Annotated in this window: 22 protein-coding genes; 12 read left to right on the top strand and 10 right to left on the bottom strand. The window is 57.5% G+C overall.

The genetic code is table 11. The features are described 5' to 3' along the window. The first annotated feature begins 446 nt into the window (after positions 1-446). The 6 genes from RBB62_RS09845 (at position 447) to RBB62_RS09870 (ending at position 7,374) form a co-directional block, all read left to right on the top strand. The gene (locus tag RBB62_RS09845) at positions 447-989 is read left to right on the top strand and encodes an ArsA family ATPase (protein ID WP_309398607.1); all 543 of its coding nucleotides are present in this window, start codon (positions 447-449) and stop codon (positions 987-989) included. Positions 990-1,000: 11 nt separating this feature from the next. Further along, a complete protein-coding gene (locus RBB62_RS09850; RefSeq protein WP_309398608.1) occupies positions 1,001-1,606 on the top strand; it encodes a flavodoxin family protein in 606 nt (201 codons plus the stop codon). Positions 1,607-1,611: 5 nt separating this feature from the next. After that, entirely contained in the window at positions 1,612-2,103 is a 492-nt protein-coding gene (locus RBB62_RS09855) for a hypothetical protein (protein WP_309398610.1), read from the top strand. A gap of 534 nt (positions 2,104-2,637) precedes the next feature. After that, a complete protein-coding gene (locus RBB62_RS09860; protein WP_309398612.1) occupies positions 2,638-3,003 on the top strand; it encodes a roadblock/LC7 domain-containing protein in 366 nt (121 codons plus the stop codon). A gap of 31 nt (positions 3,004-3,034) precedes the next feature. After that, on the top strand, positions 3,035-3,577 hold the full coding sequence (locus tag RBB62_RS09865) for a protoglobin domain-containing protein (RefSeq protein WP_309398613.1): 543 nt from the start codon (positions 3,035-3,037) through the stop codon (positions 3,575-3,577). A gap of 500 nt (positions 3,578-4,077) precedes the next feature. Further along, entirely contained in the window at positions 4,078-7,374 is a 3,297-nt protein-coding gene (locus RBB62_RS09870) for a hypothetical protein (protein WP_309398615.1), read from the top strand. A gap of 16 nt (positions 7,375-7,390) precedes the next feature. Here the strand turns inward: RBB62_RS09870 and RBB62_RS09875 are convergent, their stop codons facing one another. After that, the gene (locus RBB62_RS09875; protein WP_309398617.1) at positions 7,391-8,548 is read right to left on the bottom strand and encodes a XylR family transcriptional regulator; all 1,158 of its coding nucleotides are present in this window, start codon (positions 8,546-8,548) and stop codon (positions 7,391-7,393) included. A 53-nt stretch (positions 8,549-8,601) separates the two neighbouring features. On the opposite strand from RBB62_RS09875, the gene RBB62_RS09880 reads away from it, so the two are divergent. The 5 genes from RBB62_RS09880 (at position 8,602) to RBB62_RS09900 (ending at position 14,483) form a co-directional block, all read left to right on the top strand. Next, positions 8,602-10,263, top strand: coding sequence for an FGGY-family carbohydrate kinase (locus tag RBB62_RS09880; RefSeq protein ID WP_309398619.1), 1,662 nt, complete (start codon positions 8,602-8,604; stop codon positions 10,261-10,263). Between the two features lie 92 nt (positions 10,264-10,355). After that, positions 10,356-11,273 (top strand): dihydrodipicolinate synthase family protein, encoded by a 918-nt coding sequence (locus RBB62_RS09885; RefSeq protein WP_309398621.1) that lies wholly within the window; start codon positions 10,356-10,358, stop codon positions 11,271-11,273. Positions 11,274-11,373: 100 nt separating this feature from the next. Next, positions 11,374-12,693 carry an amino-acid N-acetyltransferase gene (gene argA, locus RBB62_RS09890; RefSeq protein ID WP_309398622.1) on the top strand — a complete coding sequence of 440 codons (1,320 nt, stop codon included), beginning with the start codon at positions 11,374-11,376 and terminating at the stop codon, positions 12,691-12,693. Between the two features lie 73 nt (positions 12,694-12,766). Then, complete coding sequence (locus RBB62_RS09895; RefSeq protein ID WP_309398625.1) at positions 12,767-13,363, top strand: SAM-dependent methyltransferase; 597 nt, start codon at positions 12,767-12,769, stop codon at positions 13,361-13,363. A gap of 115 nt (positions 13,364-13,478) precedes the next feature. Then, positions 13,479-14,483, top strand: coding sequence for a hypothetical protein (locus tag RBB62_RS09900; RefSeq protein ID WP_309398626.1), 1,005 nt, complete (start codon positions 13,479-13,481; stop codon positions 14,481-14,483). A gap of 14 nt (positions 14,484-14,497) precedes the next feature. Here the strand turns inward: RBB62_RS09900 and alr are convergent, their stop codons facing one another. From alr to dgt, 7 genes are all read right to left on the bottom strand, one after another. Further along, on the bottom strand, positions 14,498-15,679 hold the full coding sequence (gene alr / locus RBB62_RS09905; protein WP_309398627.1) for an alanine racemase: 1,182 nt from the start codon (positions 15,677-15,679) through the stop codon (positions 14,498-14,500). 49 nt (positions 15,680-15,728) lie between these two features. After that, positions 15,729-16,658, bottom strand: coding sequence for a cation diffusion facilitator family transporter (locus tag RBB62_RS09910; RefSeq protein ID WP_309398629.1), 930 nt, complete (start codon positions 16,656-16,658; stop codon positions 15,729-15,731). Beyond that, on the bottom strand, positions 16,651-17,919 hold the full coding sequence (locus RBB62_RS09915; protein ID WP_309398630.1) for a hypothetical protein: 1,269 nt from the start codon (positions 17,917-17,919) through the stop codon (positions 16,651-16,653). The genes RBB62_RS09910 and RBB62_RS09915 overlap by 8 nt, the downstream gene beginning before the upstream one ends. 45 nt (positions 17,920-17,964) lie before the next feature. Continuing rightward, positions 17,965-19,209, bottom strand: coding sequence for an NAD(P)/FAD-dependent oxidoreductase (locus RBB62_RS09920; RefSeq protein ID WP_309398631.1), 1,245 nt, complete (start codon positions 19,207-19,209; stop codon positions 17,965-17,967). A 28-nt stretch (positions 19,210-19,237) separates the two neighbouring features. Continuing rightward, complete coding sequence (locus RBB62_RS09925; RefSeq protein WP_309398632.1) at positions 19,238-20,146, bottom strand: chorismate transformation FkbO/Hyg5 family protein; 909 nt, start codon at positions 20,144-20,146, stop codon at positions 19,238-19,240. Positions 20,147-20,284: 138 nt separating this feature from the next. Next, complete coding sequence (locus RBB62_RS09930; RefSeq protein ID WP_309398633.1) at positions 20,285-21,016, bottom strand: class I SAM-dependent methyltransferase; 732 nt, start codon at positions 21,014-21,016, stop codon at positions 20,285-20,287. 79 nt (positions 21,017-21,095) lie between these two features. Further along, on the bottom strand, positions 21,096-22,385 hold the full coding sequence (gene dgt, locus RBB62_RS09935; RefSeq protein WP_309398634.1) for a dGTP triphosphohydrolase: 1,290 nt from the start codon (positions 22,383-22,385) through the stop codon (positions 21,096-21,098). A 148-nt stretch (positions 22,386-22,533) separates the two neighbouring features. Between dgt and RBB62_RS09940 the strand changes: the two genes are divergently transcribed. Beyond that, positions 22,534-23,964, top strand: coding sequence for a phytoene desaturase family protein (locus RBB62_RS09940; RefSeq protein ID WP_309398636.1), 1,431 nt, complete (start codon positions 22,534-22,536; stop codon positions 23,962-23,964). Positions 23,965-24,093: 129 nt separating this feature from the next. Here RBB62_RS09940 and gcvT read toward each other — a convergent pair whose 3' ends face one another. Both gcvT and RBB62_RS09950 read right to left on the bottom strand, forming a co-directional pair. Continuing rightward, positions 24,094-25,188: a glycine cleavage system aminomethyltransferase GcvT gene (gene gcvT / locus RBB62_RS09945; protein ID WP_309398637.1), complete on the bottom strand. Its 1,095-nt coding sequence runs from the start codon at positions 25,186-25,188 to the stop codon at positions 24,094-24,096. Positions 25,189-25,275: 87 nt separating this feature from the next. Continuing rightward, the gene (locus RBB62_RS09950) at positions 25,276-25,782 is read right to left on the bottom strand and encodes a PEGA domain-containing protein (RefSeq protein WP_309398639.1); all 507 of its coding nucleotides are present in this window, start codon (positions 25,780-25,782) and stop codon (positions 25,276-25,278) included. Between the last annotated feature and the right edge of the window lie 252 nt (positions 25,783-26,034).

Consider the following 26,034-nt stretch of genomic DNA (forward strand, 5'->3'; position numbering starts at 1 on the left):
AACTGTTTCCCAATGGATCATTTTAGACGATAATGAGCGAATTGATCAGCAAACGAATAAATGAGGTATAGGACCCACGAAGACGGGTGCGATTTTCAGCTATCTAAAAATGGTTATAGCATATTTTTGATCTACTGGATTTCACTACTAGCCAATGGGGCCAATAGGCCAACAGTAGAGAAATTAGCAGAATTAATACCAATAAAAAGCACAGAAAATCCTATCAACCATAGACTTACACATTCCCTGAAAAGCTCTCATTAATTTTATATACAACACCGTTAAATTGGCATGCCATCAAGCATTAATACCCCTCTTTTACATACATTTTAAAACCCACAAGATAGGAACATTGGCCCTTAAGTAGCTCAAGGTTCTGGCGATTCATTTAACGACATCAGATGTCAAGCCTACAGGACCGATAAACGGCTTAAATGTAGACCCAAATGCACCTTACAAGTCTCAGACAGTGGCTCAAGAGCAGCCAGGCCGAAGATGCCTGGTGGGTATGTGTGGATGTAAACCTGCACGACTCAGTCATTACGCTCAAAGAGCTCGAATCGATATTAGCCAAAACGGCCGGCAAACAGGTATCCGTGCTCCATGTGTCAGAGTGCAATCTGCCTGAAGAACCCTGGAAAACCCTCGATCCACTCACAACTGCTCTAGCAGCAGAGTCGAGTGGGTTATCGAAGAAGGACTGGGAGAAAATTGAAAACCGACTCTTGGAACTGGAAAGTCAGCAGGACAATTTTAAGAAACGCCTTGAGCTAATGGAACGGACTATCGAAGTGCTTGGTCAGCCAGTACGACAGGCGCTTCAAATCATCGAGGAGCGCAAAAACCACGTCGAAAAAGCAGAGCAGGTTTTGTCTGACCGAGCCTGGCAATATGAGACCTTCATCGCCGAAGTCGAACAACTTAAAGACGATTTGCGCGCCGCAGGCATAGCCATACCGGGCGTATTAGTCAATTTTAACGCAGTTTAACACTCACATTCATGGCGGATATTTTGGGCATAGCCGGGAGCCCCCGGAAAGGAGAATCAAGCGAACAAGCACTCTCCATTCTCTTTGACTACATCAGTGAAATCGACGATGGCCTGACCTCTTCAGAATTTAAGCTTTCGAATAAAAATGTTGGCCCTTGCGACGCCTGTGGCACCTGCCTCAGTCATCCCATCTGCCGCCAGAAGGATGATTACCTCGAGGCGCTCGATCATTTCCGAGACCCCGAGCTCAAAGTAGTCATTGTCTCGACGCCTGTCTTTTTCGGCTCGATGAGCGCACAATGCAAGGCATTCCTTGACCGCGGTCTGCTACTAAAGCTTCACCGCGAAGAGTTCACTAAGGTACATTACGCCGTGCTTGCAGTTGGCTCACATCGTCATGGCGGTCAGGAACTGGCAATACAATGCGTCTCCACTGCCCTGCAATGTCAAGGCATGGCGGTATTGCCCAACCTCAACTACGGCGGCTTGCCCGGCATTGGCCTTTGGGCGTCCGAGGGCGAATCCCTACGACAGGATTTAGTCGGCCTCAGCGAGCTTCAAGTACTGGCGCGAAATATCGTCGAGCATATCCGCGAACCCATTTTGACCTACTGACACCCATGACCCCACTCGAACAATTGATGCAAGATGTGTATGACTCCGCCCAGTCATCACAAGTGCTACTCTACGATAAGACGACTTGGACCGCAGCCTACCTGGCCCACAACCCGGTCGATGACAAGGCGGTGCACCAGCTCATTCGCGAGCTCATGGCATTCCTCGAAAACCGCCTGCTCGATGTCGGCGAGCAGATCACGTTTTTCCTCAATTCACAGACCGACGAAGCCGTCTGCCACATCTCGGAGCAATACCTCGTGTTCTTCATTTTCAAAGGCCACCTATTGAGCAAATCCGACGTCTTAGGCTTCGTAGACCGCCTCATCAGCCAGCTCGGCGAGTTCCAGCTCAACGAAGCAGACTTCGAAAAAAAAAACGTACGATTCCTGAAATTGAAAGGCGCCCCAAGCACTCGACCGAGCCCAGTAAAACAAGCCATTAAATATCCCCGCCCGCGCACACTGCCAAAACCACGTAAACGCTCAGTCTGGTAATTCTAAATCAACTTTTTTGAAACCATGTTTGGACGACTCAAAAGAAAACCCAGCAAAGCTCCGCCGGAGGACTCCGCGACACCAGCAAAAAATCTGGTACATGAGAAATCCGTGACTAAACCAATTCCCCCTCCCCCACCACAATCTCCAGTCGAGGAAAGCGCCAAGTCTTCTCAACTCGCGCAAAACGTTCTTGGTGACGAAGTCTCATCCATAGCGACTCCCCCACCCGCTCAACCGCGTAAAGTAACTCGCAAACAAGAGCCGCAAAAACGCATTTATAAACCGAGTACTGAATCGCTAAATCCAAGCGATCATACTGCGCCCACCCCCAAGCCAACGCCAACTGAGCCGCGTAGCTACAAGCAAAAGCCTCCCACTGAGCCGCCCCCCAAACAACCCGAGCCCAAAGCAGTTTCACGCAGTTACAAAGCAACCACTACATCGGAAAACCCGCCACTAAAAGCGTCCCAAGTTCAGCAAAAAAATCCGCCCCGCACACAACCAGTAATCAAAACTCAAAACACGAAGACCATGGCCTTAGCCGATACATTACGCACTATCCTCACAGACCTACGCAGTGCATTGCCCGAAACCGAGGGCAGCATCATTGCATCAACCGATGGTTTGCCAATCGCTCACGCACTCCCGTCCGAAAAGGATGCCGAGAAACTCGCTGCTATGGTCGCGACCGGCATTGGTTTGGGACGTCGCATCGCCATGACGTTCGACTGCGGCAACTTCAGCGAAACCGTCGTCGCTGGCACCAGCGGCAGCGTTTACCTGTATGCCGCCGGAGACAAAGCCGTGCTCGCCGTCAACTCCCGTAAGGGTGCCAACGTCGGCCTCATCAACATCGAAGCCCGCGACGCTGCTAAAAAAGTCGCTGAGCTCCTCTGATCTCTCACCACCAACCAAGGAGCTAAATATCATGGATCGCGCAGCCTGGAAAATCACCTCGGACGAAACGTGCGCCGAGCTCATTGAAATCCTGGAACTCTCGGACGAAGAGTGCCAGAGCCTTGCGGCCCTCAAGCCGGAAGCCGAGAAAATTGCCCTGTCGATGTCGGAAGACTTCCACGCCCGTCTGCTCAAATTCGACAACACCAAGGAATACTTTGAAGGCATCGATGTGAAGGTCATCGACCGGGCCCTGGCTGACTGGTTTATCGACCTCTTCACCGGCGTCTACGACGAAACCTACGCCAAGAAGCGCATCAAGATTGGCGAAGTGCACTTCAAGATCGGCCTGCCGGTCCGCTACCCACTCGCCATGCTGGACATCGTCCAGGAACACTCGCAAAAGCTGCTGGACGCCTCAGCCGATCCAGTCGTGGCCAACCGCGCCTTCCGCAAAATCCTCAGCCTCGACATCTCGGTCTTTAACCAGGCCTACGAAAACGAGCAGCTAAAGAACCTGGCTGAAATGGTCGGTGGCACCCGCTTGGCGCGTCGCCTCCTGACTGGCGGTTAAGCTGTCAGCTTTGCCAAGGTATAGTTTGAAAAAGCCCGAGCTGGTTTGCGAATCGGCCCGGGCTATTTCATGTTATCTCCAGTGCTATGGCTTTAAGGCCAAAGCGCCACGGAGTTCGAACGCTTGGGCATGGCGCCTTTACCTACGCCCTCCTCAATTTCCTGCCAGTGATGACTATGGACAGGATTTTCACTGGTCGTTTCGGAGTAACGTTGCCTTAACCACACGCACCAAGCGGCTCCACTCGCGCGCCGCGCATTAGGTCCGAAATACCCAGCTTATTGCTTGCCCTGCCATGCCCTACTAATCCCACAACATAGCTAGATCAGCCAATCGAATAACCTAGCGTATTTAGCCGAGCACTTTGGTCATGGCGTTGACCCAGAGTCGTATTTCGAGCACTATGTTTAAATGCGTTTGACTGATTACTGGTAGCACACAGCGCCCGTTCAATGGATCAGTCTGGAATAATTACCCCACTCAAGCTTCCCATACTCGACATGAATTCCTTCATCTGCTCCCGGAAATTTGCCTCACCACTACTTTTCTGCGTGGCGCTCAGCCTGCCTGTGCAACTCCTCGCCTCCACTTTCCCTTTCACCTTCAAGGTGCCCGTAGAGGTGGCCAATAAAGGCGTCTACCTCGGTTTATTCGGGCAAAACGTCGGCACGGCTACGAGCGGCCAAGGCCCTTGGGTTTACTACACGAAGGAATCAAGCGGTACGGCGAATTTCGCTCAAACCAACACGATCAGCACCACGATCGACAGCTCGACCGGCATTGCCCCAACAGCGACTGAAATACCGGTCGTTTCGGTATCTGGCTTCCCTACCAGTGGCGACTTAATTCTTTCGAGCGGCGCCGTCCAAGTAGAAGTCACTTATACCAGCGTTGACAGCAGCACCACCCCGCAGAAATTCAAGGGGGTAACTTTCGCCGACCCCAATGGCCCCGGAGTCGCCAATGGCTACATTGTGAGCCTTACCAATGTGCTGGCCTCAACGTTGGATGTCGTTTCCACAACCGGGTTTCCCAGTACCGGCATTCTGATGCTGCAAACGCCCAGTGGCGTTACGCCCACGCAAAACATCATGGTGCAATACACCGGAACGACCGCCACCTCATTTACGGGCGTATCGCCGTTTCCTGACGGTGGTTCTTTTACGGATACGTTGACCAGCGGTGGGCCGGTTTATCAGCAAATAGACCCTACCGACAGCTCACTGGGTTGGGTTCCTATCAGCTCTGGAAGTAACCTGCCCCTGATCAACTTGTTTCCCAATGCCGGCAGCCTTAGCGGCAGCAGCGACGTATCTGTAACAATCGACATTCCCGATCCTGCTACCGAAGGCATCCTTAGCGGCGTTGCCATACTGAGTGTTGGCTCCGCCATTGCGCTTCCCGTCGACGCCAGTGTTGGCTCCCCCACCCCCGGCACGAATCCCAATGACATCTTTGGCATCTTTGAATGGGGCCTCGTCTCCGACACCTTGGACTTCGACGTATCCGAAGTCGACCAAGTGGGCTTTCCCTTCCAATCCACCACCACGGGCGGTGCCCCTCCCTCACCGGCAGACCCCACACTCGGCGTCGGAATGAAGCAGGACCGCGCAACCTTGTTTGCCCGCTACGACTCCTTCATCAAAAATTTAGACAAAGCGAATCCCGGTGCCAACATCTCTGACTTTCTCGAAGGCAGCGCCAACAATGCCAATGCGCCTTTTGCAACCGGCATTCGCATCACCGCGCCGCAAGACATCATTGGCGTGCTCCAGCGAGATCCCCCCGTCGCACTCAGCGCGTTGCCTACTTCTCAAGCCAACGGCACTGGCACGCTGACCGACGTTTACTACGCGATCTCTGCGGTCAGCGCTTCGAACGGTGAATCTGCGGTGAGCAACACGCTGCATGGCAATTATTACTCAGGCGACATCAAGTCGATCAAGGTCACTTGGAACTCCTATCCCTACGCCACCGGTTATCACGTTTATTACAGCACCAACTCCGATATGAGCGGCGCAGTTAAGATAGCCGATGTCTCCGGGGGCTCCACAACCAGCTATACCGACAGCTCCCCCAACAGCCACACAGGCACCGCAGCCACTCTTTACAGCAACAACTACCACTACGATCCTCTCAATCAATACTACGAACAAGCCATCAAAGACTTCTTCGACTACTACTCCCCCTCCGGCGGTAATGCAACATTCGTGCTCGACGACCAAGCCACCGCCACGGAATGGACTGGCCAAACCGGCGACTACACCATGAACGGCGTGAGCTACCGCATGCTCAAGCTCACCGGCGGTTCCGGCCAGTGGGGCTCGCAATTCTCGGGAAAAATCATCTACCTGCTTGAGCCCACCTTCTCCACCAACACCAATGACGCCAGCCAACCCCTACCCCCCATCATTGCATCGGGCAGCTTCACCACGTTGTCGACCTACCAGCAGTCACTGATTACCACCGACACGATTATCACGCTCAACGACGGCACAAACTGGAAATATTCGGGCAGTGGCTCCAAGACGGCTCAGGGCAGTTACACATCAGTTGCCCTAAACAGTCCAGCCGGCTTAAGCCTCTCCATCATCGAATCTCCCTCGGCCATGGTGTTTGGTGCCGACGGCGTTTTTGGCAACTTTGTCGGCGTGGTCGGGACCACTCAAGCTGACCTCGATAAACTACTGGCTATCGGCGACGCCAAGGATGTTTACAACAACATTGTCTCCGCCTTCAACCGCGGTCTCACGCCAAAATACGACACGACCGCAAGCAAGTGGACAAACACCATTGAGCCAAACTACTGGGCTAATGCACCGCAGCTCACCTCGCATTCCAATACCAGCGGCGGCTCTGTAAAGCCAGCAAAATACCGCTATTGGATCACAGCCTACGGCATCCTCGGCGACACCTCCAGCAACGAGACCTCCCAAAGCAACGTGCTCAATGTGGACCTGAGCGCCGAAGCATCAAACCAGACAGTCACTATCAATTGGGCCGCCGTCAACAAGCCCGGTGCCGCCACCGGCTCCATGACTGCAACTGGCTTTAATATCTACCGCAGCACGTATGCGAGCGGCGTCTGGAGCACCCCCGCCAAGATCGGTTCTGTCGCCAACGATCAGACCGACCCGGTGACCTCTTTTGTCGACGACGGCAGCGTGACCACCGGCACAGCGCCAACCGTCGTTTGGTATCGTCCCGGCTCCGCGTCCAACTACTACCTCTCCTACTTCAGCGAATATGAAGTCAGCATCAATGGCCTCAGCTATGGCTTCCCCTACGCGGATAAGGGCGGCCTTTCCACCAACGTGCAGATGCCCTACTCACCTGGGCCGCCTCAATCACCTAGCGGTTTGGTCATCACTCTCCTTCCTTGGACTTCATCTCTCCCGCCAGCTTACGCCAACTGGTTGGCACAGTATCCGGCCTTCGAACCTGAAGACCAAACCGTGACCAGTGATCCCGATCAGGATGGGCAAAACAACTACGCCGAATTTGCTTTTCAAGGCCACCCCGCCGAATTCGACTCCAGCTACATCTATATAAACACCGCCACTGACACGCTGACTGTGTCTTTCCTCGGCCGCAAAGATGCGTTAGGCGACGCAACCTACCAGCCGCTAAGCTCTTCCACACTCACGGGATTCACTGATGATGTGTCGGCCGCCATAACAGTGAGCGCCGATCAATCCGGCGTCGAGCTACCCGAGTATTACGAGCGCAAGGAATTCACCATACCGATTCCCAGCGGCAGCAATTTCTACAAGATCAAGGCGACGATCAACGAGTGAGTTTCCCAGCCGCGCTTTAACGGCGCGCGCGAAACATCGACGGCGCTTCCCCTTCGTATTTGCGAAAGACGCGGTCCATTTGACGCAGGTTGCCGAGCCCCGAACGCTCGGCAATCGCGCCAATGCTCAACTCGGTTTCCCAGAGCAGACGCTTAGCGCGCGCCACCCGCACCCGTTGAATCTGCTCATAGACCGTCGTCTGAAACTCGGCTCGAAACGCGCGCTCCAGCGAACGGCGTGATACGCCAATGTGTTGACACACCGCTTCGACGCCCGCGCCCTTGTCCGCCTGCTGCTCAATGAAATCGATCGCCTGCTTGACGCGTAGATCATCGGTCGCCTGACAATCCGTCGAGCTCCGCGCAATGACCCCCACGGGCGGGTGGCGCACCGCCATCTGCAATTCCTCACTACCGCCGATCAATGCCTGTAGCCGTTGCGCCGCATCGCGCCCGATCTGCTCCGCAGGCAGCTCCACACTGGAGAGCGCAGGCAGGCTCATCCGGCATTCCGAAACGTCATTATCCACCCCGAGAATCGCAATTTCCTCCGGCACGCGAATTCCAGCATTGCGACAAATGTCGCAGAGCACACGCCCGGGAATATCGTTCGAAACAAGAATCCCCACCGGCTTGGGCAGCAGCTTCAACCATCGCTCGGTCTGGCGGTCCACACGACTCCAGTCTTGGCTAAACGGCGAATGCGGGAGAAAGTCAGCGTGTAAATTTTGCACCGCATAACCGCGCTCTTCCAAACATGCGCGAAAGCCCTGCTCACGCTCGCGCGAGAACTGCGCTTTACGGCTCCCATAGTAAGCAAATGACCGCAGCCCCAGCCCCAGGAAATACTCTGCCGCCAAGCGGCCAACCGCTACGCTGTCCACATCGACGGTTGGGATCCGCAGCCCGGAAACCGTGTTCGTCACCGAAACCAAGGGCGCGCCCAACGCGGTCAACTGCTGACCCAAACTGCGATCCGATAAATGGACAATCACGCCATCCGGTCGCCAACGCTCCAAGGCGGGCAGGATACGCACATCCGGTGGCGCATTGTGGAACACCCACGGCAGAGCGTGCGATTCCGAATAATTCAACACCCCGGCTAGCGCACGGCGGCTGTAGCCGATGTCTTGCCCCAGTAAAAGCGCGATCCTCTTTGTCGTTTTTCGACTCATTAATGTCGGATTATAGTATATCAACCAACCGACATTTCGAGTAGAATGCAACCATGGACTACTTTATCGGAATCGACGTAGGAACCGGCAGTGCCCGCGCCGGCCTTTTTGATCAACATGGTAAGCTCGTGGCCAACCACAGCCGCGCCATCCAAAGCTGGCGCCCCCGCCCCAAGTTTGTGGAGCAATCCGCGGATGATATTTGGTCAGCCATCTGCACCTGCACTCAGGCAGTCTTGCGCGAAAGCGGCATTGCCTCTGAGTCGATCAAAGGCCTCGGCTTCGACGCCACTTGCTCGCTGGTTTTAACCGACGCCGAAGGCCAGCCGGTTACCGTCAGCCCGGATGGCGACGACGCGCAAAACATCATTGTCTGGATGGATCACCGCGCACTCCAGGAATGCGCCGATATCAATCAGGCAGGCGACTATCCGGTTTATGAATTTGTCGGCGGGAAAATATCCCCTGAGATGCAGACGCCCAAGCTGCTCTGGCTTAAGAAGCACCTGCCCGAAAGCTGGCAACGCGCCGCCCACTTCTTTGACTTGCCGGACTACCTGACTTTCCGCGCGACTGGCTCGCTGACCCGCTCCCTGTGCTCCACCACCTGCAAGTGGACTTACCTCGCGCACGAGGCAGATGCAGGCAAGAGCGGCTGGCACGATGGTTTCTTCACGGCAATTGGCCTCGGCGACTTGGCCGACGAAGGCTACGCCCGCATCGGAACTGATGTGCGCCCGATGGGTGAAGCTGTCGGGCAAGGCCTCACCGAGCAAGCAGCCAGCGACTTGGGCCTGCTGCCCGGCGTCGCAGTCGGCGTTTCCATTATCGATGCCCATGCGGGCGGCATTGGCATGATCGGCATGCCGGACCAAGCCGGCGGCGCCACTCCGGAAAGCCTCGACAACCGCTTGGCGCTCATCGGTGGCACGTCAAGTTGCCACATGGTTGCCTCAAACGACAAGCGCCCGATCCCCGGCGTGTGGGGCCCCTACTTCTCGGCGATGATTCCCGGGCTCTGGCTAAACGAAGGTGGGCAATCCGCCACCGGTGCGCTCGTTGACCACATCATCTTCAACCACGGCGCCACGGAAGCCATGATCAAGGCATCACAGGAAGCCGACATCACGCCTTACGAGGTGCTCAACCAACGCCTCGCGAAGCTCGCTGGCGATCAGCCACTGCACACACTCACCAAGCATTTGCACGTGTGCCCGTATTTCCATGGCAACCGCTCACCGCGCGCGAATCCCAAACTCGTCGGCATGCTCTCGGGCCTTCACTTGAGCGCCTCTCTTGACGACCTTGCCGTGCTTTACCTGGCAACCGTTCAAGCCATTGCCTACGGCACGCGCCACATCATCGACGCGATGAACGACGCCGGTTATCAAATCGACACCTTGGTTTGCTGTGGCGGCGGCGCGAAGAATCCGGTCTTTCTCCAGCAGCATGCCGACATCACGCAGTGCAAGCTCATCCTGCCCGATGAGCCCGAAGCCGTCATCCTTGGCTCGGCGATGCTCGGCGCAGTTGCTGCCGGCGCTTACCCGAGTGTGCAAACGGCGATGGCCGCCATGTCGCGCCCGGGCCAAATCATTACGCCCGTCGAAAGCGCCCAAGCTTACCACGACGCCAAGTACCAAGTTTTCCATCGTCTCTACGCCGACCAATGCGCCTACGAGTCGATCATGCAAGCAGCGGCTTCTACCAAATAATCCAGTATAATTACCGGCGGGGATAAAGCTACCGGCTTCCGACCACACGCTCCACGCCACACTATAGATACTTCAATAATCCCGACTTTCCTATGAAAATACACGGCATCATTCCACCCCTGGTCACCCCGCTTAAAGCCGACGAAACACTCGATCTGGAAGCAACCGAACGCTTGCTTGAGCACGTGATTGCTGGCGGTGTCCACGGACTCTTCATTCTTGGAACAACGGGCGAAGGCCCCAACCTCAGCTATGAGCTCCGTCGCCAATACATCGACTTCGTCACCGCAAAGGTCAACGGCCGCATCCCGGTCATTGTCAGCGTGAGCGACAGCGCCTTTGCCGAATCCATTGCCCTCGCCGCTCACGCGAAAAAGGCCGGTGCCGACGCCGTGGCCTTCACGCCTCCGTATTACTTTATTCCAGGCGCGCCGGAGCTACAGATGTTCGTCCAGAAAATGGCCGAAAGTATCGAGCTGCCCTTCTTCCTCTACAACATGCCGGCGCTGACCAAGGTTTCGATTCCTCTGGATGTCGTCGAGTATGGCTTCGGCCTGCCGAACTGCCTCGGCCTCAAGGACAGCTCCGGCGATCTCTTTTACTTCAAGAAAGTAAAACGCCTGATGGGCGAGCGCGACCTCACCTTGCTGATCGGCCCGGAAGAGCTGCTGGCCGAATCCGTACTCGCCGGCGGCAATGGTGGCATCAACGGCGGCGCCAACGTCTTCCCGAAGGTCTACGTCAAGATTTACGAACTCATGCAAGCAGGCCAGCTCAACGAAGCTGAAGCGCTGCAACGTGAAGTCATGGAGATCTCTTGCCGCCTCTTCACGATTGGCAAACATGGCTCCAGCATCATCAAAGGCATCAAGGGCGCGCTCGAAGTTCGCGGCATTTGTCAGCGCCACCTCGCAGCGCCATTCGCCGGCTTCGTCGATGGCGACCTCGCCCGCGTCGTGGATGCGATTCAGACATTGGAAAGCCGCCCACTGCTGAGCCAATACCTTTAGGGGTTACCGATTCCACATTTTTCAAATCCGCATTGCTCGAAGGCAGTGCGGATTTTTTTAACGTTTACGGTGCGGGATGAGGCGTTAGTAATGGTTGCCAATGAGTGACTTGCCGGCACCAACGACTTCGCTGAAACCCTCGGACCTCCGTGGCATCCTTGAGTATGTCCCGATGTTCCGTGGGCAAATCTTCGTGGTGGCCATCGACGGCTCCGTTGTCGACGACGACAACTTCGGCAACGTCATCACCGACCTCGCCGTGATGAAGAGCCTGCACATCCGCATCGTCCTCGTCCATGGCATTGGCCGACAACTCAAGAACCTCGCCACCGAACGTAACGTCCCAATCAGCGATGCCTACGGCAGCGCGCCGACCGACGACGCCACACTCAAGCTCGCCCAAAAAGCCTCGGCCGAAGTCGGCCAAAGCGTCGTCCGTCAACTGACCCGCCACAACCTCAAGTGCGCGCTGACCAATGCGATCCGCGCCACCGAAGTTGGCGTGCTAGGCGGCGTGAATCACCAGCACACCGGCAAGGTCGACAAGATAGATTTCAGCCTGATTCGCGACCTGCTCGACCGCGACATCGTGCCCGTGTTCAGCCCCATTTGCTTCGACCGCGAAGGCGACCCACTGCGCGTCAATTCCGACCTCATGGCCACGGAGCTGGCGACCGGGTTGCAGGCCTCGAAATTGATTTTCCTGACGCCGCATGCAGGCCTGATGATCAAGGGCGAAACCAAGGTCAACGTTCCCCTCGACGAGCTGAAAAAGACGCTCAAGAAATCACCGGACGACGTCGACTCGCGCCTCATCAGCAAGGCCCGCGAAGCCTGCGCGGCGCTTGAGGCTGGCGTGCCCCGCGCACACATTCTAGACGGTCGAGTGTTCAGCGGCCTGCTCACGGAGATATTCGACAAGGTGGGCCTCGGCACGATGATCCACGCCAACGACTACCAGCAGATCCGCGCCGCCCGGAAGAAGGACGCACAGGCGATTTACCAGATCCTGCGCAACGCCGCCAACCGCACGGAAGCCGTCGTGACCCGGACGCGCCAAGAGGTCGAGCAGCATATCGAAGACTACTTTGTTTACGTCGTCGACGAGAGCATCATCGGCTGCTGCAGCCTGCTCCCGCTCAAAGGCTCTCGCCCCAAAGCCGTGGAGCTGGCAGGCGTGCTCGTGCAGCCTTTCTATCAGGGCAAAGGCGTCGGCAAAAAGTTGACGGAATACGCCGTGCAAGAAGCCGAGCGCCAGGGCTACAAGCGCATCATCGCGCTGAGCACCCAGAGCGCGCGCTTTTTCCAGGAGGTTGCCGGCTTCGCCGAAAGCACGCCCAAGACCCTCCCCAAAGCCCGCCGCGAAAAATACGAAGCCACCAAGCGCGCGAGCAAAGTGCTCGTGAAAGACTTCGACTAATCCGACGCGCGGCGTTTGCTTAAATCGTCCCGTGCGGCTTGCCAAACTTCTGCACGCCAGCAAAGATTTTCGTATGTGGAACGAACGCTTTAGCGAACCGGAGTTTACCTACGGCAAAGAGCCCAACGATTTTCTGCGGGCGGAATACCAGCGCATTCCCGCCCGTGGGCGCGTGCTGTGCCTTGCTGAGGGACAGGGCCGCAACGCCGTCTTCCTCGCGCAGCAAGGCTATCAAGTCACCGCGCTCGATCAGTCGTCAGTTGGTTTGAAACGCGCAGCCGAGCTGGCCACCGAACGCGGCGTGACGATCGAGACGCTACAGGCGGATTTATCCGAGCACGATCTCGGCTCTGGCTGGGATGGCATCATCTGCATTTTCGGCCACACTCCGCCGGCTGTTCGCGCACGTGTGCATGCGCAGATCGCGGATGCGCTCATGCCCGGCGGCGCCTACATTTTGGAGTGCTACACACCCAAGCAACACAGCATGCCGGGCCGTGGTGGCCCTCCACCTGAGCTGAAAGATTTCCTCGTCAGCCTGAGCGACCTGGAGCGCGAAATCTCCGGGTTGGACTTCACCATCGGCCGCGAAGTCGAGCGCGAGGTCAACGAAGGCTCCCATCACCAGGGCCTCAGCTCCACGGTGCAGCTCGTCGCGACAAAGGTTTAAATTCAGACATGAGTTCGTGGGCGAACCTGGCGATACACATGGATCATGTTATAATGTCGCAACAAAACTCAATCGCCTTGACGTCGCTAATGGCCATCACTAACAACTATATGCTATGAAATTATGTAGCTGGAATGTAGAACATCTAGATCGGCTGATTAAGCCTAATCTTCAAAATCACGAGATCGACCGCCGTCACGCTGTCGTAGAAGAAATCCGTGCAATCGACGCTGACGTCTATTGTATTCTAGAAGGTCCGAAAGGCGAAGCGGCCATTGAAGAAGTTTGCAACAACCTGCTTGGCGGCGATTGGCTGCCGGTAAAAGCGCCGGATGGCGAGTACGACACATCGGGCAAGCAGTGGATTTGGTTTTTGGTGAAGCGGCAATATCACGACGCATGCAGTCTGCTTCCCACCAAGACTTGGGACGCCTTTACAGAGACTAGCTGGCCGGTCCATTTGTGGGGAAAATTCGAAGCCAAGCAGCACCAGCACTATCGTCATCCGCAAGTACTAATCATGGACATAGATGGTGTGCGCGCGGAGTTCATCGGCTTGCACCTCAAGAGCAAGTTTGTGCGTTCGGGCAGCTCAGACTGGAATGCCGGAGGCTCCCGCAAGGAGGATTTTATTCGCAGGGCTTTGACAGCCCGCATCAAGCTGACCACGGAAGCCGCCAACGTTCGCAAATACATTAATGCAAAGTTCGACCAAACAACCGCCCCCGCCATCTTCGTCATGGGTGATCTGAATGACGGGCCCGGTAAGGAGTATTTCGAAAACGAATTCCTGTTCTTTGATCTGATTTCCAACGTGCAGGGAAACATCTTCGAAGCTGACCGTTTTCTCAACCACGCACTCTTTGACTATCCCGACCATCTGCGTTGGTCCGTGAAATTCAAAGACTTCGTAGATCCCAGCCGTGACCCGCACATTTTGCTAGATCACATCTTATTCACTCAAGGTTTGGTCAACGGAAGACTGCCGATCGAAGTCAAACCAGGAGCTGGCAAAATCGAGCACGAGATTCACGAGCTGATCAACGCGCCCCTGACTATTAGCCGCAAAACCAGCGACCATCGTCCAGTCTCCGTGGAAATCACCAACATTGTGGATTAAGCGCCGTCTCAGAGCTACTGCTCCCGCGACGTGCGATACATGCGCGGCACGCGTTTAGTGATCGAGCAGAAGATTTCCCACGGGATGTTGTGGCACCAATGCGCAAACTCTTCGACTGTGATGCGGGCAAACTGCAGCCCCTTGATGTCGGGCTCGCAAAGGTGCTCGGGCAGTTGCTGAGCGCCAATCATCGTGGCGATGTCGCCGGGCTGGGCCTCAGGTAGATCCGTCACATCAACGACGGTTTGGTCCATCGTGACCCGGCCCAGCACGGGGCAACGCTGCCCGCGGATCAGCACCTCGGCGCGGTTGCTCGCGGTTGTCGGAATGCCGTCGCCGTAGCCCGCAGTCAGCACAGCCAGGCGACTGCGACGGCGCAAACGATGGGTCTGCGAATAGCTGATCGGCACGCCGGACGGCAGCTCTTTAATGATACCCACGCGCGCGTGAAAGCTCAGCACCGGCTCCGGCTTGATCCGGTCGAGCAGCGAACCGCGGTACGGCGCGTGGCCAAACTGCAGCAGCCCTACGCGCACGGCGTTGAACGGGCTGTCCGGCGAAAGTGTGTCGAGGCCAGCGCTGTTATCCGCGTGGATGAGCAAGTCCTGCCCCGCGAGCTCGGGCAGCTTGTCGAGCACTTGCAGGAAGCGCTTACGCTGCAGAGCGGTGTAGTCCGGGTCGCTGTCGGCACTGGAAAAATGCGTAAACACGCCTTCGAGCGCAATGTGCTTGGCGGCGACAATTTTATCAAATACAGAACGCACCTCAGTGTGCCAAATACCCAAGCGGCCCATGCCGGTATCGACCTTCAGGTGGACCCGGACCGGGCTCTTGCGCTTGCGGCCAAGCTTGTTCAGCCGCTCGATTTCGTCCGCTGTGGAGACGGTTGCCACCAGGTCGTAATCGAGCAAGTAAGGCTCCTCTTCGGGCAGCACAGCGCCGAGCACGAGGATGGGCCACCCTGCCCCGATTTCACGCAGCTCGGCGGCTTCGTAAACGTTGGCCACCGCAAAGGCGTCGGCACCGCTTTGCATGAGGCGCGCCACGGTTTGGGGCATGCCGTGGCCGTAGGCATCGGCTTTCACGACCGCCACATAGCGGATGTGCGACGGCAGCGCGGCCCGGATTTTCCCCAGGTTACGCTCCAACGCGGCGAGATCAATCTCCGCCCAGCAACGATGCGTCGAGCCATTCATTGGCCATCAGTGTTGGCGAAATTCCGCAGGGGGCAACGCGTATTTTAAATCAGAAATCCATCTCCGCCCACTCCGCATCGTGCGTACAAATCACGTCGACCACGATGTAAGGATAGCGCGGCTTGAGCTCATTGAAAACCACCCGACGGCACGCATCCTGATCCTCCACTTTGCCCGGCCATTTCGCGTCGCGCTCGACCACGATGAACAAGTGCAAATACACAAAGCGCCCCGCGCGCACGGCACGAACTTCGTGGCTCGCGCAGTCTTTGTCGGCCAGAAAATCGCCGAGCAATTTCTTGGCGTCGGCCAGGAGCTGCTCGTCCACATTCCGACCGACGATTTGAGCCCAGTTGTGGCGAATAATATTGATCGGAATCGGAATGAAAATCAGCGACAGCACCAGCACCGCCGCCGGGTCCGCATAGGGCGTCCATTTGCTCAAACTGGAATCTTGCAATAGATACACGACGAGCAGCGCCACGGCAATGATCGCGCTGAGAATGGTGTCGAGCAGCCAGTTTTTCGCGTCCACCTCCACGATGGGCGAACTGCATTTGCGCGCCAGCGAACGCAAGGTGTATGCAATGAATCCACCGATGCCCGCCGCCGCCGCCGCATAGAAAAACGCGATGCCCGCCTCGATCTGCCGACCGCCATGAATCAACGCCTCGACCGACGATACAAACGCCAACAAGCAGACCAGCCCGATCAGCAGGCCTTTGCCCAAATTGAGCATTGGCTCGTAGTAAACGTAGCCAAACGGGTAGCGGTCGTTCGTCGGCCGCATGATCATCTTGGCGACCTTTAGCGAGAGCAGCGCGACGACAAAGTTGATCATCGAAAACACGCCGTCGAGTAGCACGGCGTCCGACCGGCTAAACACCGCAAACACCAGCCCAAGCACGCCCAGCACCAGGTTGCCCCAAATGCTGGTGCGCAAAGCCCGATGCTCCTGGAGTGTCTCCTCGCTAGGCATGCAGCAATTCAGTTGCGTCGATTTCGGGCAGGCAACCAAAGCCTGCGCGGACCACTTCATCGAGCGCAATGGCGCCACCATTGACCCGCAAAGCGCCCTGCGCATCAAAGGTCTCGGGATGCGCTGCGACGAGCGTTTCGCGCCAGGGATCGTCGGTCGTGGGAGCCGCCAGCATCCCGGGAGTAATCGTGCAGGAGCCAAGGCCAAATGCGGCGTTGGCCGAGAGTTCCGCGAGCTGCGCCAAAGGCAAACCAACGCTCAAGGGGCCGCCGGCAATCGTCCACTTACCAATGGGTTCGCGGTCGCGGCGGGCGCCGAGCAAGCTCGCGTCAACCACGCCCGGGATGATGCCCCGCGCGGCGCGGAAGACCGTGCCCGCGTAGCCCCACTCCAGCGCACGGGCGCAGGCGCCAAAGCTGTCGTCGGACTCGTCAACGATGATTGGCGGACGTTCCGGCCACTCGGCAAACAGCGCCAGCGCAGCATTGGTCAGCGAGTCATCGACCGGAAAAGGTTGCTCGATGTAGGCCACGCTGCGCATGAGCTTCTTTAGCTCGGGCACCGCTTTCATGCCTTCCCATAATTCACGCAATTCCTTGGGTGTGGCAAAGGAGGCATTACCTTCCAGGCTCACTGCATAGCGGCCTTCGATCTGATCGAGGCGCGCAGCGATGTCGATGAGTCGCGCCAAATCAGCGGTCGCCTGCCCGGACAGCCCGAGATTAAACTGTCGATAGCCAGCGGCAATAGCTGACTCCAGCTCCGTCATCGGAGCAGCGGGCGCTACGGCCAGTTGCACCCGCATGCCGCCTTGCAGCGGCCCCTCAAGCAGCTTACCAGGTTGGCGGTCTTTGAGCGGACGACACAGCTTGCCGAGCTCGATTTTAAAGTCGTTATCATGCAGACAGGCGGCAAAAGGTTTGGTCTTCGCGCGGCAAAAGGCGTCCATCAACGCGCGCTCCAACAACGCGAGGCCAAAGGCGGCGGCGGCCATAGATTTGCCATTGGTTTTCTGCCATGAGTCGAGCGCGGCGCGCATCTGCAGCCAAAAGCTGAACACACTGCCAGCGCGCACCTCGGTGGCCAGGCGGGCGGCTTGTTCAGCCGCTTGAGCAAACTCCGGCGCAGCTTCAGGCGGGCGTATTACCGCGCAGCCGCGCACCGAGCCGCCCTCGCCCAACGTGAGCGACAGGAAGCAGATCAGGGCACTTTCTTCGGGGGCGGGGAACCGGCGAATAGAGGATCGGCGGACTCGAATCATGGGCCGGTTCTACGAATCAACGGCCACCGCGCCAAGCGCAATCGGTCAACTAAGTTCCACCAACGGTGCCAGTGGCGCGCGGCGGTTGAGGCGGCAGATCCAGCAAAACAGCGCGAAGCGCCAGCGCAGCCCAAATTCCATCTGCGTGTGCCCAGCCACAATTGCGTTCACCGCGGCAAAAAGCCGGAATCGATTCGTCGGGCTCATGAAGACCGAAAAGCCGTAGGGGTCGTAGAAAATGCTGACGAGCTTGTTCATCACCGACACCCGGCCATTGAGGTTGTCCTCATAGCTCTTTTGCTCGCTGTCGGTCAGGTAACCCCGCTCGCGCGCCTGCCCGCAAATCAGCCCTGCGGCGTGCTCGGCCGAGGACAAGGCCAAGTAAACGCCCGACGAAAACACCGGATCGAGGAAGCACGCGGAATCACCGAGCAGGAACCAGTTTTCGCCCGCGTAGCGCGGCTGGCGGAAGGAATAATCCGCCTGGACCTGAAAGTCATCCAGCGGCTCGGCATCGGCCATCCATCCGCGCAAAAAGGCGTTGCGCGCCACGCAGTCGGCAAAGATCTCGGGCGGGCGTTTGCCCGGCTCGTTCCGCGCCGTGACGAGCCCTACCGACGTGCGCTCGGCGTCCAGCGGGATCGACCAAAACCAGCCATCGGGCACGCGGACAATCGTGATGTTGCCCGCCTCACACCCCGGGCGACGCTGCACGCCGCGAAAGTGATTGAAGACGGCGAAGCGCCGCGGCAGGTGATCGAATTCTTCCCGCTTCATGCCCAGGCGACGCGGCAGCACACCACCCCGCCCCGAGGCGTCGAGAAACCACTGGGCGTCAATCGACTCGCCGTTGCTGAGCTTAACGCGCCAGCGTTGATCGACCTGCTCAGCCGAATCCACAGCCACCGGTTGGCGGACCTCGCAACCGGCCTCGACCGCGCGGTCCAGCAGCAGTTGGTCGAAGCGTTTGCGCTCCACCTCGTAGGTGTATTCGTAGCCCGGCACGAAGCCCTTGGCGAAGACGTTGTGGACCACCTGCGAGCCGTCGCCATAGAGGAACTCTGCCCCATATTTGCGCAGGAAGCCCGCCTCGTCCATGCGCTCCCACACGCCCAGTTTCTTCAAGGTGGCGTTCACTGCCGGGATCAGCGATTCCCCAATGCGAAAGCGCGGGAAGTCCTGTTTTTCCACGATCACCACCCGCAGCCCCGCTTCGGCCAACAGAATTCCAGCCGCGGTCCCCGCAGGACCGGCGCCGGCAATCAGGCAATCGATGGTGGCATCCGCCATAAAATTGGGAATGAAACTGAGTCCGCGTCTAGGTCAAGGCGGCCGGCCAAGAAAGTTCAATTTCGACCAGTAGCTCACTGCGACAAATGTCGGACTGAACAACGTTCACCTGGTCGTCCTTCGCCCAGGCATGCTCGCGAATGCAGGCCATGACGGTCTCTGCATCGGCAGGGTTACGCACGTAGGCGCGCCCGGAGGCGACTCCGACCTGGGCTATATCCTGCCCCAGCGAACCCACGCTTTCGGAGATGATTCGGTCGAGGTTTTCGCCGGTCACTTCGAGTTGCCCCATCAAGTCGCCCACCGCCACGCTTTCGGAGCCGCGCACTGCGGCCGTCCCGGAAATGTAGAGCACGGGCGATTCCCCGGGCACAAAAGACGAGCGGCTAAAGCTCGGCGGGCGCGGGCCATAGCGGTCCGGGTAATGATAAGCCGGCGCCTGAAGCGGGTTTTCCTGATGTAAAACCCGACGATGCGTCGCCAAGCCGAAAACCACCAAATGCCGCCCCCCTACGCCCACGGCCGAGGCGGAGCAAAAGGACTCATTAGCGCGGCCGCCAAACTGCTCGACGAACGCCTCATGACGCCCCAGGCAGAAGCCACGGTAATTTTCCAGCTCGTCCACCTCCTCATTAATTGCGGGCACGAAATTCCAAATGCGGACGATCTGCGCATCGGCGAAATCCGTGAGCATGCGGGCGTAGAGCCGCTGTGCCGTTTCCGCAATCGTGCCGCAGATCGGCACACAGTAGGCAGCCGTCAGCCAGCCGTTGCTTTCCGCCATGAAATGGTCAGCTGATTGCGCAAAGACATCCAGCGGCCCCGGGCAAATAGTCTCGTGCCCCGGCCCCATGAGCAGCGGCGTGGCCACGTGAATTTCTCCCCGGCGGGGATCCAGACCGGACTCTGCGGCGCCAAATAAAACCCGAATGGGCATCGCCCTCAGTCCCCCGCTCTATCGGCTTCAAGCCGCGCAATGCAAGCTGGGATCAGCTCGTTGTGCGGACGCGTGGCGGTGGCGGGCATGGCTATGAATTTCGCAGGAAACTGGTTCATCAAAACAGAAAATTCGCGATCACTTGGTAGCAGTGTATTCGCTGAAGCAGCCTTTGAGCAAGTCGTGCTTCGGCTCGGCAAAGCCGGCTTTGCGCAGGGCTTCCAGCACCACTTCGGTCGGCGCCATTTGATCCATCGTATCCCAATAGTAGGCCATCAGGTAGCGGGCAGATTCACTGCCCGTAAACACCTTCGTGAAGAACGGCAGGATGTGCTTGAAATACAGCTTGAAAAACACTTTGCCCAGTTTCCCTGGCGGCGTAGTGACGTCCATGATCAGCACCTTGCCACCCGGCTTCAGGCACCGGTAAAATTCGCGGAACGACTGCTCCAGCTCATCCACATGACGCAGCGCAAAGCCCATCGTCAGGAAGTCAAAGTGCTCACTGGGCACGGGCATATCGTCCGCCCCGGCCCGCACGTGCTCACAGTTAATGAGCTTCTTGGATTCGGCAATCATGCCGGCGCTGGGCTCCAGACAAGTGATGTCGGCTTCGTTTTCCATGCCGATTACATCGCGCACAGCGCGAGCCGTCGGGCCGGTGCCAGCAGCGACATCCAACACCTTCATGCCGGGCTTGAGACCGTGCCGTTTCAAAGCCCACACGCGGTAGTTATGCCCGGTGCCAAACCACCCCCACTTGGCAATGCCCTCGTAATGCGGCGCAGCCTCGTCGAACACCTTGCGCAGGAAGTTCTGCTTTTCATCCAGCGAAGAGTAGTGCTCAGTCAGTTCAGGGTGCGGCTGCATTGAATAAGTCAGTAAAAATCAAATCGAGGCGGCAACGTAAAAAGGCCAACCGGGTTGTAGAGCTGGCACCCTGGCTTCTTTAAGAAAGATCCGTGATCGAGCCGAAGTCCGGATCGAAGAGGCGCTTATACAGGCGCGCGGCCTGCGGGTCGGTGAGGCTGGCAATAAAGTCACACAGGTAGCGCGCGCGGGAGACCTCATCCGCCGCGCCGACCGTCCAGCTGTGGACCGGCTCGGGCAGGACTTTCAGCGCACGGCCAGTCATACGACCGTCGAGATAATGATCGGCCAGCGCGTTGAAGAGCTTGTCGAGGATCACCCCGCCCTTGAACTCGATCTGCTGGATGCGGGTGGAGCGGAAGATGACATCCAGCGCCAGTTGCTTGTAGATGTCGCGCTCGCGCTCGACCTCGGGGTCGATGACCACGGTGTAGGCATGGCGCTGCGTGAGGCCACTCAGGAAGTTCTCGACCGGTGCCAGCTTGCAGGCGTGGATGAAATTGCCGACCTTGTTCGCAAAGCGCGGCTCCAGCTTGTTCTGCTTGATGGAGTCCAGCAGCCGCTCGTAGGCCGCATGCTCACGCATCCAGTGCAAGTCCTCGGGCAGCGTCGCGGCCCAGGCTTGGATGGAGTCCAGTGTCAGGAAGCCCGCCTTGGCACCGTCGACAATGTCGTGCAGCGAGTAGGCGGTGTCATCCGCCCAGTCCATGATCTGACATTCGACGCTCTTAAATTTATTCAGGACGACATCCTCCGGCGCAGTGCGTCCGCCAAACACGAAGTCGCGGATATTCGCCTGATCATCGTAGATAAAGTGGTTCGCGGGCAGCTGGCCCTTGCGCTTGGTTTCCTCGGAACGCAGCGACTTGTATTTGAGCACGCCGTCGAGGAACGCGCGCGTCGGGCGCATGCCCGTGGCACCGTCGGGGCGCTCGTAAATTAGCTGCGTCAGGATGCGTAACGTCTGCGCGTTGCCCTCAAAACCGCCGTAGTCGGCCATGAGCTCGTTAAGCTTGCGCTCGCCAATGTGGCCGTATGGCGGGTGCCCGAGATCGTGCGCCAGGCCGATGGCTTCGAGCAGATCCAAGTCAATCGCCTGCCCGCCCATTTCCGGACGGCGGAGCCATTCCCCGATCGAACGCGCGATGCGCGCCACCTCCAGCGAGTGAGTCAACCGCGTGCGGTAGAAGTCGTATTCGCCAGACTGGAAAACCTGTGTCTTCGATTGCAGGCGCCGAAAGGCGAAGGAGAAAATCACCCGGTCGCGGTCCACCTGATAGGGCGTGCGATGCGGATCGTCCGCTGGCGGCTGCGGACCGTTCTCCCCCCAGGCAGCGGAATCGAAATCGGAGTAAAAGGCGTCGGGCATGTTGGCTTGATGAAAGCCCATCCGCCCGAGATGGCTAGTCAATTTTTGCAGGCTTGGGACGACCTCTGGTTGCGATAAGTTACTTCTTCCGCCCTTGCCTTTCGCGACGGGTGCCCTACTTTGGCCGGTTTTTATACCCGAAAAGAAGATGGCGAAAGATTGGCTGGAAGGCATTGAAGACGAATATGACGTGGTCGTGATCGGTAGCGGTCTCGGCGGTTTGACGGGCGCAAACACCCTCGCAAAGATGGGCCACCGCGTCCTCCTGCTCGAGCATCATTACCAGCTCGGCGGCCTGGCTACCTGGTTCAAGCGCCCCGGCCGACACATCTTCGACATCTCGCTCCACGGCTTCCCCCACGGCATGATCAAGAGCTGCCGCAAATACTGGAGCAAGGACATCGCCAACCGCATCGTCCAGCTCAAGAGCGTGCGCTTCATCAACCCGCAGTTCGATGTCGAAACCACCTTCGACCGCGACGACTTCACCAAGATTTTTGTCGAAAAATTCGGCGTCGAGCGCGAGCGCGTAGAGGCATTCTATGAGCACCTCGCGCAGATGAATTACTACGACCGCGACGACCGCACGGCCAAGGAAATGTTCGAAGAATTCTTCCCCGGCCGCAACGACGTCCACCGCCTGCTCATGGAGCCGATCTCCTACGCCAACGGCTCCACTTGGGACGACCCGGCCATCACCTATGGCATCGTGTTCTCCAACTTCATGAGCAAGGGCGTGTTCATTTACCAGGGCGGCACGGATCAGCTGATCTCGCAGATGACGGAGATCCTCGAAGGCAACGGCGTGACCCTGCGCAAGAACTGCCTCGTCGAGCAAGTCCACGTGGAAGACGGCAAGATCACCGGCGTCACCATTAAGCCGCGCACCGGCGAAACGCGCACCGTAAAGTGCCGCGCCGTGCTCTCCAACGCCAACATAAAGAACACCATTTTCGAACTCGCGGGCAAAGAAAACTTCACGCCCGAGTTCATTAACGAAGCCCAGGCCGTGCGCCTCAACACCAGCTCCTGCCAGGTTTACATCGGCATCAAGCGCGGCGAGTCCATCCCGTTTATCGGCGACCTCGTCTTCACCTCCGAAGCCCAGGATTTCTCCAGCGACGAGCTGACGAGCTTCAAAACCAGCAGCCGCACCTTCTCGGTTTACTACCCGGAAACGCGTCCCCACGTCGAAGACGACCGCTACGCCATCGTGGCCTCGCTCAACGCGCGTTGGGACGACTGGAAGGACCTTTCGGACGAAGATTACGAAGCCGCGAAAACCCGCCTCTGCGAAGAAGCCCTCGACGGCCTGGAAAAATACATTCCCGACATCCGCAGCAAGGTTGATCACCTCGAAGCCGCGACCCCGCGCACGGTCAAGAGCTACGTCCGCCACTTCGGTGGGGCCTCGTTCGGCACGAAGTTCGAAGGGCTGAAGGTTTCGATGGCCCTGCCCGATCAACTACCCGGCCTCTACCACGCGGGCTCGGTGGGCATCATCATGAGCGGCTGGCTCGGCACGATCAACTACGGCGTCATCGTCGCCAATAAGGTCGACAGCTTCCTGCGGAGCTAAAGCCTTCATGCCGCGACAATGCGCGGCAATAGCCCGCCAATTTAAATCATTTCAACATCCCTGCATACGCCTCTGCTGAAAGGCAGCAGCATAACTAAAACGAATTGGTAACGCCCCGCGTCCGCCGGATTACAGATGAAGCGGCGGTTGCTTAGCAGTGATCGGAAAACGCTTGCCACGGATTTCGACCTCTAGGGCACTGACGTCCACTTGGGCGTCCACTAAAGCACTGCCAATTGGACAGCCCAGCACCGGCGACTGCGTGCCAGACACAACCTCACCGACCAGTGTGTCACCTTGGTACACCTGCGTACCCGCACGAGCAATGCGACGGTCGCTCATGGTGAAAAATATGACTTTTCGCTTCGGACCATTTTGGCGCTCTGCCAGGAGCGCTTCTTTGCCAATGAAATCTCCCGGCTTATCCAGCTTCACAGTCCAGCCGACACAACCTTCAGTCGGCGTAATGTCGTCGCCCAGTTCGTGTCCATACAGCGGAAGCCCCGCCTCGAGACGCAAACTGTCTCTGGCACCCAAACCACAGAGTGTGAGGCCCATCGGCTCACCGACGTCTAAGATCACACCAGCCAACTGTCGAGCATGGCCGTGGTGGCAATAGATTTCGACACCTGCTTCTCCCGTATAACCCGTGCCACAAATGAGACAGGGAATACTGGCTATCTCTGTTTCCAGCACACGGAAACGCCTGACCTGTAGCTCCTTGCCTTCGGGAACACCTGCCACGGCATTGAGGATTGCCAGCGCCATCGGCCCCTGAAGCGCAAGTTGAGCGTAAGTCGCCGAAACGTCTTCCAAGGAGCAGTCAAAACCACAAAGCTGCTGCTGTATCCAGTCGAGGTCCTTCTGGGTGTTGGAAGCGTTAATGCAGAGCAAAAATTCGGTTTCACCCAGTCGATAGGCAATGAGGTCATCCACCACACCACCCGTAGAATTGCACATCGGCGAGTAAACACCTTTGCCAATCGGCGTGCCCGCAATTTTGTTCGGCAATAAGTAGTCGAGGAAGGCCTCAGCCCCAGCACCGCTAATCAGCGCCTCGCCCATATGGCTTACATCGAACAAGCCCGCGCGCTCACGGACTGCCAGGTGCTCATCTAAAATGCCAGTGTACTGCACCGGCATTTCCCAACCGGCAAAGGGCACCATGCGAGCACCGTGATCGAGGTGAAAGGCGTAGAGCGGGGTGTGCTGTAAATCACTCATTGCCGCGGATTGTCTAACAATCTGATCACACGCCAAGAAAAAACCCGGCGTAAGGCCGGGTTTTCGTCAGGAAATTATTGGACGCGCTTAGTTCGCGTAGAAATTGACGATCTGATCAACGATATACTTGTGCTCTACCGGACCAATTTGGCCGGATTCGCGACGCTGATCGACTTCCGTGATGATAGTCGCCATTTCACTGTAGGCATCAATACCTCTGCTATCTGGGAGCACATCCGGGACAAGCTGAGCTTGAACTGGCTGAGGGCCGAGGTCGTAATAAAGGCCCGTGTCTTCCATCAGGCCGAAACGAACGAGGCCCTTGCCTTCGTCATTCCGACTCGGCAAGACCGTTTCCTTCTGGGGCTTGTAGCCGGTTTTGTTGAGGACTAACTGGTGCGCTTTGAGTCGCCCAAGCTCAACGGTGACCGGGGTTTTGCCAACGCTTTCGCCATCAATGGAAACATCGGCACCAGTTGGAAATGAGTAAACGGTAACGGGCTGCTCGAAACCTTCTTCAAATAACTCGCATCCCGAAAACGTGAAGGAGGCGATTAATGCCGAGGCAGCAACGAGGATTCTGGGTGTGTGCATATCGTAAAGAGTTGTCTGGGAACTAGATCAAATTGCGTTTTATTTCAGTGGTCAAGGGAGAAAGGTCATTTATCCGCCAAGAAATACTCCACTTGCATATCACATAAGGAGGGCTATTTGCAGGCACAACATTGCGCCAGTAAACAGGCGCGGGTTATGCTTGCATTTGGTTCTCATAATCTATGACATGGAGGATTCAATACATGGAACCTGAAGATATAGAGCCTTTACCTAGAACCGCGGGCCGCGGGC

The organism is Cerasicoccus maritimus, assembly GCA_031296935.1.
In the GTDB taxonomy this organism is placed as follows: Bacteria; Verrucomicrobiota; Verrucomicrobiia; order Opitutales; family Cerasicoccaceae; genus Cerasicoccus; species Cerasicoccus maritimus.